The 13,269-nt window shown below is 55.3% G+C and carries 13 protein-coding genes; 9 read left to right on the forward strand and 4 right to left on the reverse strand.

The features are described from left to right. Positions 1-96: 96 nt before the first annotated feature. Positions 97-1,095, forward strand: coding sequence for an adenosine kinase (locus ACJJIN_RS15475; RefSeq protein WP_413664263.1), 999 nt, complete (start codon positions 97-99; stop codon positions 1,093-1,095). Positions 1,096-1,146: 51 nt separating this feature from the next. Here ACJJIN_RS15475 and ACJJIN_RS15480 read toward each other — a convergent pair whose 3' ends face one another. The 4 genes from ACJJIN_RS15480 to ACJJIN_RS15495 all read right to left on the reverse strand — a co-directional run bounded on the left by ACJJIN_RS15480 (position 1,147) and on the right by ACJJIN_RS15495 (position 4,911). After that, a complete protein-coding gene (locus ACJJIN_RS15480) occupies positions 1,147-2,940 on the reverse strand; it encodes an EAL domain-containing protein (RefSeq protein ID WP_444895301.1) in 1,794 nt (597 codons plus the stop codon). A gap of 179 nt (positions 2,941-3,119) precedes the next feature. Next, the gene (locus tag ACJJIN_RS15485) at positions 3,120-3,689 is read right to left on the reverse strand and encodes a YajG family lipoprotein (protein ID WP_444895302.1); all 570 of its coding nucleotides are present in this window, start codon (positions 3,687-3,689) and stop codon (positions 3,120-3,122) included. Between the two features lie 35 nt (positions 3,690-3,724). Beyond that, on the reverse strand, positions 3,725-4,186 hold the full coding sequence (locus tag ACJJIN_RS15490) for a copper chaperone PCu(A)C (RefSeq protein ID WP_444895303.1): 462 nt from the start codon (positions 4,184-4,186) through the stop codon (positions 3,725-3,727). Further along, a complete protein-coding gene (locus ACJJIN_RS15495; protein ID WP_444895304.1) occupies positions 4,183-4,911 on the reverse strand; it encodes an N-acetylglucosaminyltransferase in 729 nt (242 codons plus the stop codon). Before ACJJIN_RS15495 ends, ACJJIN_RS15490 begins: the two co-directional genes overlap by 4 nt. Before the next feature lie 129 nt (positions 4,912-5,040). Here ACJJIN_RS15495 and ACJJIN_RS15500 point away from each other — a divergent pair, with 129 nt between their 5' ends. The 8 genes from ACJJIN_RS15500 (at position 5,041) to fis (ending at position 13,241) form a co-directional block, all read left to right on the forward strand. Continuing rightward, the gene (locus ACJJIN_RS15500) at positions 5,041-6,834 is read left to right on the forward strand and encodes a protein-disulfide reductase DsbD family protein (protein ID WP_444895305.1); all 1,794 of its coding nucleotides are present in this window, start codon (positions 5,041-5,043) and stop codon (positions 6,832-6,834) included. 259 nt (positions 6,835-7,093) lie between these two features. Next, positions 7,094-7,549, forward strand: a complete 456-nt coding sequence (aroQ, locus tag ACJJIN_RS15505) for a type II 3-dehydroquinate dehydratase (protein ID WP_282934435.1) — start codon at positions 7,094-7,096, stop codon at positions 7,547-7,549. A gap of 22 nt (positions 7,550-7,571) precedes the next feature. Continuing rightward, the gene (accB, locus tag ACJJIN_RS15510; RefSeq protein WP_282934436.1) at positions 7,572-8,039 is read left to right on the forward strand and encodes an acetyl-CoA carboxylase biotin carboxyl carrier protein; all 468 of its coding nucleotides are present in this window, start codon (positions 7,572-7,574) and stop codon (positions 8,037-8,039) included. Between the two features lie 15 nt (positions 8,040-8,054). After that, positions 8,055-9,395 (forward strand): acetyl-CoA carboxylase biotin carboxylase subunit, encoded by a 1,341-nt coding sequence (accC, locus tag ACJJIN_RS15515; RefSeq protein ID WP_444895306.1) that lies wholly within the window; start codon positions 8,055-8,057, stop codon positions 9,393-9,395. Positions 9,396-9,545: 150 nt separating this feature from the next. Next, complete coding sequence (prmA, locus tag ACJJIN_RS15520) at positions 9,546-10,427, forward strand: 50S ribosomal protein L11 methyltransferase (RefSeq protein WP_444895307.1); 882 nt, start codon at positions 9,546-9,548, stop codon at positions 10,425-10,427. A gap of 75 nt (positions 10,428-10,502) precedes the next feature. Then, positions 10,503-11,738, forward strand: a complete 1,236-nt coding sequence (locus tag ACJJIN_RS15525; protein ID WP_444895308.1) for a DUF3426 domain-containing protein — start codon at positions 10,503-10,505, stop codon at positions 11,736-11,738. A gap of 205 nt (positions 11,739-11,943) precedes the next feature. Further along, complete coding sequence (gene dusB / locus ACJJIN_RS15530) at positions 11,944-12,936, forward strand: tRNA dihydrouridine synthase DusB (RefSeq protein ID WP_444892695.1); 993 nt, start codon at positions 11,944-11,946, stop codon at positions 12,934-12,936. Beyond that, positions 12,933-13,241 (forward strand): DNA-binding transcriptional regulator Fis, encoded by a 309-nt coding sequence (gene fis / locus ACJJIN_RS15535; protein WP_020411495.1) that lies wholly within the window; start codon positions 12,933-12,935, stop codon positions 13,239-13,241. The genes dusB and fis overlap by 4 nt, the downstream gene beginning before the upstream one ends. Positions 13,242-13,269 lie beyond the last annotated feature (28 nt).

Consider the following 13,269-nt stretch of genomic DNA (forward strand, 5'->3'; position numbering starts at 1 on the left):
GTTTGCTGTCGCCAGCCCTCCCCAATGCCTTGCACTTGGCAAAATCACGTCCATAATGCGGCGGAAATGTAGACAATAAGCCCGAATAGGAATGATATGCAGCAATACGATCTCTACGGCATAGGTGCCGCCCTACTCGATACAGAAATCGAAGTGTCGGACCAGGATTTGAGCAGCCTTGGCGTGGAAAAGGGAATCATGACCCTGGTAGATGATGCCCGTCAGCAACAACTGGTAGACGACCTTCAAAACCATATGGTCACTGCCAAATTGGCCTGCGGTGGCTCCGGTGCCAATACAGTCATTGCTGCCAGCTATTTCGGTCTCCGCACCTTCTATTCGTGCAAAGTTGCCGCTGACGAGAATGGTGATTTCTACAGAAACAACCTTAACAGCGCCGGGGTCGACTACCCCGAAACACTGAAGCAAGCTGATGAGGGCACTACCGGCAAATGCCTGGTGCTTATCACCCCGGATGCCGAACGCAGTATGAACACCTATCTGGGAATGAGTGAACAGCTCTCAGTCGCTGAGCTGGATAGCGATGCACTGTCCGCCTCCAAGTGGGCCTATATCGAAGGCTACCTGGTCTCCTCTGAAACGGGTCGTGCCGCAGCGATCAAGCTTCGCGAAGAAGCCGAAGCCCACGGAGTTAAAACCGCTCTCAGCCTGTCTGACCCGGCTATGGTTCAGTTCTTCGGCGAAGGGCTGCGGGAAATGATTGGCGGCGGTGTGGATATGCTGTTCTGCAACCGGGATGAGGCTCTGGGCTTTACCGGTACCGACTCTGTGGAGGGCGCCGTTGAAGCGCTGCGCGATTACTGCCGCAGTTTCGCGATTACCCTGGGCGCCGATGGCGCACTGCTATGGGACGGCAACGACGTTCACCGCATAGAGAGCCCCGAAGTCCGCGCCATCGATACCAACGGCGCAGGCGATATGTTTGCCGGTGCTTTCCTCTACGGTATCAACCGCGAAATGAGTTTTACCGAAGCCGGCGAACTCGCTTGCCGCGCTGCCGCCCAGGTAGTGAGCCAATACGGCCCGCGACTAGAAGCCGAACAGCACTCCGAATTACTCGCACCGGTTGTTTAATAGCAATTGCCTAATAGCAGCTATCTATAGACACATGATTTCCAGGGGCCCCTAAGGCTTGGGCCCTCTGGAATGGTGGAGCATCCCCGGGTAGCTATCCAGCTCCGGCAACCCCGTCGCTGCGGAAATACCGAACCCCTGGGCATAGTCCACCCCCATCTGGCTCAATTTTTCCATTAACTCCGGGCTCTCTACATACTCGGCGATAGTGCTGATACCCATTCTCTTCGCCAAGTGATCAATAGTGCTTACCATTGCGCTATCAATTTCATCTTCTAGCATATTCCGCACAAAGCTTCCGTCGATTTTAAGAAAATCTACCGGCAGCTGGCGCAGATAAGCCAGGGAGGAAACACCGCGACCAAAGTCATCCAGGGCAAAGCTGCAACCGGCGGCTCTCAGCTTGTGGATAAATATCAGGGCTCGCTCGAGATTATTGATGGCGCTGGTTTCTGTAATTTCAAATTGAACCCGCGAAGGCGTTACACCGGCATCGGACAAAGACTGCAGCACAAAATCAGCAAAGGTCTCATCCCCCAGGCTGATACCGGAAATATTGACCGCATAATTAATTCCGCCCATCCCCAGGCGCTGCTCCTGGGCCATATAGTCAAAGACCCGGCGAATTACCCAACGGTCCACTTCCTCGATCAAGCCGTAGCGCTCTGCGGCTGGCAAAAATAGCCCCGGTGAAATCACTCCACCATCACGGCCGCGCATCCGCACCAGGATTTCATAGTGGTGGACATTGCGGTCCCCCTTTAGTGAAACCACTGGCTGTCGGTACAACATCAGGCGATCTTCCCGCAAAGCCGCGTGAATTTCCGCAACCCAGGTAGTCTCGCGACGCTTCTCCAATACCTTGCGGGAGTCGCCAAACAGCTTAACGCGATTTCTGCCCTGCTCCCGGGCACTGCAACAGGCATCATTGGCCGACGCCAGTAACTGACTGGCACTGGGGGTAAAGTGATCGACACCAACAACACCAATCGACACCGCGACCCGGTTGTCATTCCCCTCCCAGAAAAAACTGAAGTTCTGCACAGAGTCACGCAGCCGAGCCACCACACGACCACCCTCTTCCAGGGTGCAGTCGCGCAGTAGTATCGCAAACTCATCACTGCCCACCCGGGCAAACAGATCGTCGCTGGAGAGACAGCGCTTGATTAACTCCACCAACTGAACCAACAACTGGTCCCCGGCAACAAAGCCCAGGGTGTCGTTAATAACTTTGAATTGATAAACATCCAGGTAGAGCAATACATGGTGCTGGCGTTTATCGACACAGAGGCTGAGTTGGCTTTGCAGCTCACTCTCAAAGAATTGTCGGTTGGGCAGTCGGGTTAAGGCGTCGTGGCTACTCTGCCACATAAGGCGGGTGGAAACCCTGCGTGCGGCAGAGGTATCCCGCAACACCAAAACATAATTTTTAAGCACCCCCATATCCCAAAGAGCCATTACCTGCACGGTCACTTCAAGTGGGACATGCTCTTCCCCTGAGCGCTCAATACAGGCATTAAACTCTCTGGTTCTGGGCACTTCACCCAGGTCACTGGATGCGGGTAGTATCGGCTCTATCGCATCGCCCCGGCTATTGCACAGGCGTAAACCTTCACTGAGTGGCTGGCCGGGCAGCAGTCCAACCAGGTCGCCGGTCATTTCGTTGACCAGGGGGTTGGTGTAAACCACCGTGCCCGCAGCATCGGTGACAATGACACCATCGGCAACTTCACCGAGAGCCGCCTCCGCCGCCTGTAAACTGATCTGCTCACAGGGACGCAGCCCCTCTTCCAACTGGGCGAGGGGGCCGAGATAACTTGCCGCCTCTGGATTAAACAGCGTCACGGGAAAACTCACTCAAAACACAACAGAGCAAAGCGCAAACCTTTCCCGGCAGCGGGGAGGTGCCTTGCGACAGGCCATAACCGAAAAAGGTTACCGACATCATCGCCCACGATCGCCGATTTTATTCAATTATCCAGCCTCCCAGCCGAGTTTTTTCTACAAATGTATAAATTGCACATTCACAGATTGCTGCGCAAGAAATTTTTTAATTTCTCGTCTTCAAATACTCGTTGTAGAGTTGTGCTGAGCAGTCCATTCACACGGCTTTGGACTTCTTCACGGCTGGGCTTAACCAGGTTCCGATCTTTGCCGGAAGCGCTGTAAGTGCCGAAATAAGTGCGAGGACCAATTTTCACTTCCAGGTGAATTTCAGCAGAGGTGTCAATCTCGGTGGTATAAACCGTATTTGGACTGTTGTAGGTGAGTTTTACCAATTTTGCGATCGCCTGAACTTCCGGCGCGCTATCGGTAATTCGGAATGACCAATTTGAAAAACCCTCACGCAATCCCGCCGCAATAGCCTCACCAGCGTCATTGCCAATACTTACCTGAGCAGTATCCGCATAAACACCACCCAATGATCCCAAGCCGCCAGAGGGCAGTTCATTAACTCCCATCACACTCATACTAAAGCCTTCGCCTATCGCTTCAGGAGCAACCTGGACCTGAGGCTGCAGCCAAATTTGCAGCGGGCTGTGAGCACAAGCGCTGAGTAACAGCGCACCGGCAAAAATCAATAACTTCTTCATGTTTAATTCCCCCTCACTTCAAAAAAACGGCCAATTCAGCCATGGTGATGGTGGTGGTGCTCACCCTCATCACTCATCCGAACTATTGGCACAAGAATATCTACACTGCTGCCATCGGCAAAAAGCAGTCGCAACGGCAACTCCTCCCCCGCCTGCAAGCGCAGACCTTTAATCATTAAGTGAACTCCACCGGGAGCCATATCTACACTTGACCCGGCGGCAATCGTCAGCTGATCCAGCGGGCGCATCCGGTTTATTCCGTTCTCCGATATTGTGGTATGCAGGTCTGCTGAAGCCTGTTCAACACTCGGCAACTCCACACCCGTGAGTACCTGACTCGAATCACCAGTGTTGTGCAGCGACACAAAGGCAGCGCTCATCGAAGGTCCCGGAGGAGTTTCCCGGGCATACCCCTCCGCCGTAATTCCTATGGAATAGGCGCCTTTAGACATAAGGAATGCGGTGATTAAAAAGGCAAATGCCAATACTTTTTTCATGGTGCCCCTCCACTGGGCTTAATCAGAATCAGTTTCGCCGGATTCCCGACTTTGATATCTCCACGCACCCGATACCCGGGCACAGCCTCGCGCAGTTGCTGATAAACCCAACGGCCCTCAGCATCACTGCGCGCTACGATAATGACGCGCAGCTCCTCGCTGCGAATCCTGCCCGCTACTCGCTGCAACTGCTCCACCAGCCCGGCAGACCTTACTGCGAGTTCACCGGCTGGCAGACCTATCACCTCCCCTTGCGGTAAATCGAGCTGCGCTCTCCCCCGCTCACGGACCAACTGTGTACGCACTTCAGCCACCAGCGGATTGGCCGGGGCCAACATCTCAGCCCGTTTCAACAGGGTATTCACCTCCCCAAAATCCCTGCGACGCAGGGCGTCCCGCGCCCGCTCAACATAGGTGACCACAATGGTTTGAATACCAGTTTCTGCCTTGCTGTTATCCGGTTGCAGTTGCAATACACGCAGGTAATAGTCGTAGGCACTGGCGCCGGCAGGCTGGGTTAGATGCCCTTTGCGTAGCGCCTGTTCCGCACGACTCAAAAAAAAGGAAATATTGTTGCGCCGAACCTGGTCTTGGGATGGCGTCTTTTTAGGGGCGGGAGGAGGGACAACCGTTTTGGGTGCGGGCTTATTGGATGAGCAGGCCCCCAGGCAAAATGCCAGTAGCAGTAAAACCCCAAGGCTGTGAAGGCGTTCAAATGACGGCAAAACAATCCCCTATTGTTGTTTTTTTGTACCACTAGCGTCGCTATACTGCTGCGGCGACTGAACCCCCGTCTGGTGCAGCAGTCTGAACTATGCGCCTGACTATAATGAATTTTTTCATCTATGGCTGTGATGACCAAAAGTTTCCGAAAAAATTTCCTCGTTCTGCTGACAATCCTGCTGGCCATAACCAGCATTGGAGCTACAGCGCAGAATTCCGATAACCCTTTTGCCTCGCTGAGCAGCGCCCAGGAAAACACTTTCCTGCCGGTCGATGAAGCTTATCAACAGGATCTGCTCTTTGATGCCAACGGCCTCAGTGCACTCTTCCAGATTGCCCCAGAGTACTACCTCTATCGCGAAAAACTGGCGCTGTACAGGGTCGATAATGGTGAAAAAACTCCCATCCCCCTGAACCTGCCAACCGGTGAAGTCATTTGGGACGACTATTTCGAGAAAGAGACTGAGGTCTACCGAGGCCAGCTCGAATTTGCCCTGGATATCCCTGAAACCAGCGGTTCTACCCAACTGGAGCTCCACTATCAAGGCTGCGCAGATGCCGGCCTTTGCTATCCGCCTCAGACCCGATACTACAGTGTGGATTTTGCCAGTCAGGATATAGAACCGCAGGACAGCGCCTTAATTACAGGCGCGCCCACTCCGCCAGCGAGTGCTGGCGGTGCCGCAGGCAATAGCAATGTCACCTTATCACTGGCGCTGCTTCTCGCATTTGCCGGTGGCCTGATCCTGAACCTGATGCCCTGTGTCTTCCCAGTACTGTCGATTAAATTACTGGCAGTGAGCCAGGCGGCACAAAATGCAAGCCAAAGGCACCACCACGGCTGGGCTTATACACTGGGCGTAGTTTTGAGCTTTGTGGCTATCGCCGCTGTGATGCTCGCCCTTCGCGCCGGCGGAGAGGCTGTTGGCTGGGGCTTCCAGCTTCAATCCCCCTGGTTGGTGGCAGCACTCGCCTACCTGTTTTTTATCATGGGGTTGAGCCTGTCTGGAATGACCGAACTCGGCAGTAACCTGATGGGTATTGGCGGCAACCTGAATAAACGTCAGGGATTGTCGGGCTCTGTGGCATCCGGCGCGCTGGCAACCCTGGTGGCCAGTCCCTGTACTGCACCGCTGATGGGCTCCGCACTGGGGTTTGCTGTTACGCAGCCCGCGCTAATTGCGCTAAGTGTTTTTGCCGCCCTTGGCGCCGGCATGGCGGCCCCCTTCCTGTTGTTGACCTATATCCCCGCTCTGGCGGAAAAGCTGCCCAAACCCGGCCCCTGGATGGATCGCCTAAAGCAGTTGTTGGCATTCCCGATGTATCTCACTGCGGTATGGCTACTGTGGGTTCTGGGCCGACAAGCCGGGGGGGATGGAGTTGCCCTGGTACTGGCTGGTGCTGTAGCCATTGCATTTGCCCTGTGGCTTTGGCCGCGTCCGCAATGGCACTGGCTGCGCGGTTCCCTGGCCCTGGCCTCCCTGGCCTTGGCAGTTTTTCTACTTCCGCAACTGAAAACCATCAATCAGTCTGAACAATTGTCCAGCAGCGATTACTGGGAGCCCTATTCGGCAGAGAGACTGGAGACTGCACGCAGTGAGGGGCGTGCAGTTCTGGCCAATATGACCGCGGCCTGGTGCATCACCTGCCTGATGAATGAGAAAGCTGTGCTGTCGAGCACCGAGGTCAGTGATGCTTTGGAGCGCCTCAACGTGGTCGCGCTGAAAGGCGATTGGACCAACCAGGATCCGCGAATCAGCGAATTATTGGCCAAATACGGGCGTACCAGTGTGCCGCTGTATCTCCTCTATCCCGCCGATGGGGGCAACGCAAAAGTACTGCCGCAAATACTTTCTCAAGATGATTTACTACAGGAATTGGAGAACGCTGTGGACTCCCCTTTGAGCACTGGGGTGACTCAGTAAAGTTTTTGGCGCCTTTGTAGCCAATAACCCAAGGTAAACAGGCCACAGCCCGGATATTTTGAACTAATTTTTTGCCCAATATCGCCGAACTGCTGCTAACTTCGATAAACTCCGAGTCTGGCATGGACAGGGAGTCACTTTTGCGGCAGACTCGGTTAATGAGTTCGGGCAGCTAGGCCGAAATTTCGAGTTTGCCCACAAGATAGCCAATTTTAACCCACTTTATATGGGTTTTCGGCAACTTTCTTCAGGGCGAATTATGGCTAAACTTCTTCTCCTTCACGGCCCCAACCTAAATCTTTTAGGCAGTCGCGAACCGCACATCTACGGGTCTACCACCCTGGCGGATATCAATGAAGCCGCCGAGCGCCAGTGCGACGCCGCCGGCCACGAACTGGAAGTCCTGCAGAGCAATAGTGAATCAGCCCTGCTCGAACGAATCCACCTGGCGGCGACCAGTGGGGTCGACTTTATCGTGATCAATCCCGCTGCGTTCACCCATACCAGTGTCGCCTTGCGCGACGCCCTGGCAGCCGTTGCCATCCCGTTTATTGAGCTTCACCTGTCCAATCCCCATGCCAGGGAAGCTTTCCGACACCATTCCTATCTTTCAGATCTGGCCTGCGGCGTAATCTGTGGCTTTGGCGCCAACAGCTACACCCTGGCCTTACAGGCAGCCATCCACCAACTGGATGCCACACCTGCACAACAATGAATCAAACTGCGAGTAAATAACTATGGATATCCGCAAAATTAAAAAATTGATTGAGCTGCTCGAAGAATCGGATATCGGCGAGCTGGAAATCAAAGAAGGCGAAGAGTCCGTGCGCATTAGTCGCGGCGTCAGCAGCGCAGCCCAACCCGTTGCACCGATTTACAGCGCGCCTCCCGCACCGGTTGCCGCCCCCGCCGCCCCGGCGCCCAGCGCTCCTGCTGCCCCAGCTGAAAAAGAGTCCAAGCCGGCTATCAGCGGACACGCGGTGAAGTCCCCGATGGTAGGCACCTATTACGCTGCCCCCAGCCCTGGCGCCGAGGCATTCGTGAAGGTGGGCCAGCAGGTCAAAGTTGGCGATGTTGTGTGCATCGTCGAAGCGATGAAAATGATGAACCAGATCGAAGCCGACAAGGCCGGTACCATTGAGTCGATCCTGCTGGAAGACGGCCAACCGGTTGAGTTTGACCAGCCCCTCGTGACCATCGTCTGAGTGGGGTAAGTCACAATGTTCGACAAAATCCTAATCGCCAACCGCGGCGAAATCGCATTGCGGATTTTGCGCGCCTGTAAAGAAATGGGCATCGCCACTGTGGCGGTGCACTCTTTGGTAGACCGCAACCTCAAGCATGTACGCCTGGCCGACGAATCTGTATGTATCGGTCCCAATCCATCCCCGCAGAGCTACCTAAATGTGCCGGCCCTGATCTCCGCCATGGAAATCACCGATGCAGTAGCCGTGCACCCCGGCTATGGCTTTCTCGCAGAGAACGCCGACTTCGCCGAACAGGTGCAAAAGAGCGGCTTTACCTTTATCGGCCCTGATCCCGATGTGATCCGCCTGATGGGTGACAAGGTGTCTGCAATTGCCGCGATGAAAAAGGCTGGCGTTCCCACCGTTCCAGGCTCTGACGGCCCGCTGCCCGATAATAGCGAGCGCTGCATGGAGATCGGCCGCAGCATCGGTTATCCGGTCATCATTAAAGCTGCCGCCGGTGGCGGTGGTCGCGGCATGCGCGTGGTGGAAAAGGAAGAGGAGCTGGTGAACGCGATTGCCGTGACCAAGTCCGAAGCCCAAGCGGCCTTCGGTGACGGCACCGTCTACATGGAAAAATTCCTGCAGAATCCCCGCCATGTTGAGATCCAGGTAATGGCCGATGGCCAGGGCAACGCCATCCATCTCGGCGATCGCGACTGCTCCCTGCAGCGCCGCCATCAAAAAGTTTTGGAAGAAGCCCCAGCTCCGGGTATTCCCGATGAGGTGCGCGAGCAGGTACATGAGTCCTGTGTACAAGCCTGTATCGATATCGGCTATCGCGGCGCGGGTACTTTTGAATTCCTGTATGAAAATGAGCGCTTCTACTTTATCGAAATGAACACCCGTATCCAGGTGGAGCACCCCGTTACCGAAATGGTAACCGGCGTCGACCTGATCAAAGAGCAGATTCGGGTTTGTGCCGGTGAGAAGCTATCCCTGAAGCAGGAAGATATCGTAATCAACGGTCACGCCTTTGAGTGCCGTATCAATGCCGAAGACCCGCAGACCTTCTTCCCCAGCCCCGGCAAGGTAAACAACTTCCATATGCCTGGCGGCCTGGGTGTGCGGGTCGACTCCCATCTCTATTCCGGATACTCGGTACCCCCCAACTACGATTCCATGATCGCCAAGCTGATCACCCATGCGGAAGATCGTGAAACCGCGTTGGCGCGTATGCGTGTGGCCCTGTCGGAACTGGTAGTGGACGGTATCAAAACCAATATTCCCCTACAGGAAGAGTTGGTACGAGATGAAAACTTTGCCAAGGGTGGGGTCAATATCCACTACCTGGAGAAGAAGTTAGGTCTTTAAGCGCTCGCCAGCCGGGGCAAAGTTAGCGAGAATTGCGGCAAACATAACGACACTGAACCTTGCCAAGGATGGCGTGGCAACCGTCGTTATCTGAGTGCGGCCCGGCCGCAACAATGCCGTAAACATCGCTACAACAATTCCGGAATAATTATGCCCTGGCTACAACTCCGCGTGGACACCGACCGTGATCACGCGGAAAAAATCGAAGACGCACTGCTTTTTGCCGGTGCCGTATCTGTCACCCTGCAAGACAACGCTGACCAACCGATCCTTGAGCCCGGGCTGGGAGAAGTGCCCCTATGGGAGCAAACACGGGTTACCGGGTTGTTCGATGCGGAAGTCGACACCTCAGTTACCGAGGCAAAAGCAGCTTCCTTCCTATGCGAAATACTGCCCAATGCCCGCTGGGAGCAACTTGAGGACAAGGATTGGGAGCGGGAGTGGATGACCCACTACAAACCCATCCAGTGCGGCCCCAATTTGTGGATCTGCCCCAGCTGGTGTGAGCCACCACAGCCAGACGCCGTGAACCTGCTGCTCGATCCGGGCCTTGCCTTCGGCACTGGCACGCACCCAACTACTTTCCTATGTCTGCAATGGTTGGCGCAGCAGGAGCTCGCAGGTAAGAGTGCCATCGACTTCGGTTGCGGCTCGGGTATTCTGGGGATTAGCGCACTTCTACTGGGAGCAGAGCGAGTTCTCGGCACCGATATCGATCCCCAGGCATTGCTCGCCAGCCGCGACAATGCCCAGCGCAACGGCATAAACCCCGAGCGCTTCCCGGTCTACCTGCCAGAACAAATGCCGAGCGAAGCCGCCGATGTTATGTTGGCCAATATCCTCGCCGGTCCCCTGGTAGAACTCGCCCCTCAACTGATACAGCTCACTCAATTGGGCGGAAAAATCTGTCTGTCCGGCATCCTCAGTTCCCAGGCAGAGCAGGTGAAAAATGCTTACAGCGAATGGATTGAGTTCGATCCTGACGGCGAACACGAGGGATGGGTCAGACTGACAGGCAAGCGGGTGCGCTAAATGCGCTCCCCAGCACTACGCGGGACCCCTTTGGGCTGATAAACTTGGCTGCTAAATAAACTGCGCTCTAGTCGAATGTCTCAACTGGTAACCCGCTGCCCTCATTGCAGCACATCATTTCATATTAATGACCAGCAACTGCGCGCTGCCCGCGGCGCCGTTCGCTGTGGGTCTTGCCTGCAGGTGTTTCGCGCAGACGAAAATATCGTTTTCTCAGAAAGTGATAGCGAGAGCCGCAATGATTTGGAGGCTTTGCTGGAAGACGATGACTTCCTGATCCACGACGATATCGAGCTCGACGAGGACGAACCCGCCACCCCGCCATCTCCACCAGCTGTAGATCAAACTGCCGGTCGGGAGAGTGCAACCAATGAGGGGGCACCTGACAGCGCGCCCAAATCTGAACCAAAAGAATATAGTGCAGCAGCGCAGGAATTAATTGGTGACGCCTTTGGCGACCATGAGTGGCAGGAGCTGGAAACATCTCACACCGAAGAGGAAGCGGAACCCGAAGAGGACCTGGATAAAATCCTCAAGCCGGACTGGGAAGAACTTCCTGATTTTGATTCTGACCCTTCGCCCGAGTACAACGGCCAACCTGAAGTACCGGAGTTTGAAACTTCTAGCTCCCTCGCTGAGGAATCGTCTTGGGACAACAATGAGCCTGCAGTATCAACCGAGCCTGTAGATACACCTCCCCCCACTAAGGAAAGCCGCCAGGAGCCTTACTTCGGTGGCGAATCTACCACTGCTGAAGAGCCCCAGCGGGAGCAATTGATCTCAGCCATCCAGCCCGCGCCTGTGGAGATGTCGTGGGGAGTCCCCAAAAAGAAACGCACAGCCTCTCCCTGGCTATGGCGTGCATTGATTCCCCTATCGATCCTCGGCATAGTGATTCAGGTTGCATACTTCCAGTTCGATAGCCTCAGCCGCAAACAGCCCTGGCGCGACTTCTATGCTGCCGCCTGCCCACTATTCGGCTGCACCTTACCTCAACTAAAAGATACCCGGGCGATCCAGGCCACAAACTTAATGGTGCGTACCCACCCGCAGCTGCAGGGCGCCCTGGTAGTGGATGCAGTGCTGCTAAATACCGCCCCCTACGCGCAACCCTTCCCCAACCTGTTGCTGAACTTCAGCGACCTGAAGGACAAGGCTGTGGCCAGTCGCCGGTTTACCCCGAACGAGTACCTACAGGGGGAGTTGGCCGGACGCAAACTAATGCCCCAGGACAGCCCCATTCATATCGCGATTGAGGTGGTTGACCCCGGTGCAGAAGCGGTAAACTACGAGTTGAACATCACTCACTGAGCGCACACAAGCACCCCGGCTGAGTTTTTAGCAAAGGGGATTTGGCGCCATAAACAACCAAACCTGCGCATTCAGCAGGCTAAATGAACAGTGTTCGATCAAATTGCCCGCTTTTTCGCTTTGCCATTAACGGGCCAGCCGCTATCATAGGCGGCTGTTTTGCCGGGGCACAGATTGCCCTTCCTACAGCCCAAATGGAGCTACCGTGTCTACTGCCATTGGCCCCTATATTATCGACAACCCGGTAATTCTGGCGCCCATGGCCGGTGTCACTGACCGCCCCTTCCGCCAGCTGTGCCGAGAACTCGGCGCCGGATTGGTTGTTTCGGAGATGGTGACCTCGGACACTCGCCTGTGGAACAGCCGCAAGTCCCGCTTGCGCCTGGATCACGGTGGCGAAGCGGCGCCCATATCGGTGCAGATCGCCGGCGGTGATCCTGAGATGATGGCGGAAGCCGCTCGGGAGAATGCTCGTCGCGGCGCGCAAATCATCGATATTAATATGGGTTGCCCGGCAAAAAAGGTGTGTAAGAAAGCAGCGGGCTCCGCCCTGCTGCGGGATGAAAAGCTGGTAGCGGATATTCTTCAAGCCGTGGTCCAGTCTGTTTCCGTCCCGGTGACGCTAAAGATCCGCACCGGCTGGTGCCCGGATTCCCGCAATGGCGTCACTGTAGCCAAAATGGCCGAGGATTCCGGGATCGCTGCACTGGCGGTTCACGGTCGCACTCGCGCCTGTGGCTACCACGGACAGGCTGAATTCGATACCATTGCCGAAATTGTATCCAGGGTAAAAATCCCGGTTTTTGCCAATGGCGACATCTGCAGTGCTGAGAGAGCCCGAGAGGTGCTCGATTACACTGGCGCATCGGCGGTCATGATTGGCCGTGCAGCACAGGGACGACCATGGATTTTTCGGGAAATAGCCCACTATCTCGCCACTGGCGAGCGGCTACCCGAACCGACATTGGATGAAGTCAGGAATATTTTGCTCGCCCATTTGGGCGAACTACACCGATTCTACGGTGAAGTGATGGGGGTCCGTATCGCTCGCAAACATGTGGGCTGGTACTTGAAGACGCTCGCGGATAGCGAGTCCTTCCGCAAGACCTTTTTCCAAATAGAGAGTGCAGAAGTACAACATGCCAGCGTTCACGAGTGGTTTGAACGCCGAATAACGAGAGGGGCACAAGCGGCATGAACAACGAAGTATTAATTCCGGATACTGGCAATGAAGAAGTATCCTCCAGGGGACAGACTCAACTGGCACAGCCACAGCAGCAGTCCCTGCGCGATGCCGTCGAGCACGCAATGGAGAACTACTTCCGCCACCTGGATGGCCAGATGGTAACCGATGTCTACGACATGGTGCTGTCGGAGATCGAAGCGCCCATGCTCGAAGTGGTGATGAAATACACCCGCCACAACCAGACCCGCGCCGCGCAATTACTGGGTCTCAACCGTGGCACCCTGCGCAAGAAGCTGAAGCGCTACGGCCTGCTGTAAGCTTCCCACCGAGCGAAATTTTGAAGGG

This window comes from Microbulbifer maximicatervae (SeqCode) (genome assembly GCF_052467505.1).

Excerpts from the sequence above, each read along its gene's own strand:
- ACJJIN_RS15490 (WP_444895303.1), bottom strand. The coding sequence starts at position 4,186 with ATGAAAAAAGTATTGGCATTTGCCTTTTTAATCACCGCATTCCTTATG.
- ACJJIN_RS15475 (WP_413664263.1), top strand. The coding sequence starts at position 97 with ATGCAGCAATACGATCTCTACGGCATAGGTGCCGCCCTACTCGATACA.
- ACJJIN_RS15485 (WP_444895302.1), bottom strand. The coding sequence starts at position 3,689 with ATGAAGAAGTTATTGATTTTTGCCGGTGCGCTGTTACTCAGCGCTTGT.
- aroQ (WP_282934435.1), top strand. The coding sequence starts at position 7,094 with ATGGCTAAACTTCTTCTCCTTCACGGCCCCAACCTAAATCTTTTAGGC.
- ACJJIN_RS15525 (WP_444895308.1), top strand. The coding sequence starts at position 10,503 with ATGTCTCAACTGGTAACCCGCTGCCCTCATTGCAGCACATCATTTCAT.
- prmA (WP_444895307.1), top strand. The coding sequence starts at position 9,546 with ATGCCCTGGCTACAACTCCGCGTGGACACCGACCGTGATCACGCGGAA.
- accC (WP_444895306.1), top strand. The coding sequence starts at position 8,055 with ATGTTCGACAAAATCCTAATCGCCAACCGCGGCGAAATCGCATTGCGG.
- fis (WP_020411495.1), top strand. The coding sequence starts at position 12,933 with ATGAACAACGAAGTATTAATTCCGGATACTGGCAATGAAGAAGTATCC.
- accB (WP_282934436.1), top strand. The coding sequence starts at position 7,572 with ATGGATATCCGCAAAATTAAAAAATTGATTGAGCTGCTCGAAGAATCG.
- ACJJIN_RS15500 (WP_444895305.1), top strand. The coding sequence starts at position 5,041 with ATGACCAAAAGTTTCCGAAAAAATTTCCTCGTTCTGCTGACAATCCTG.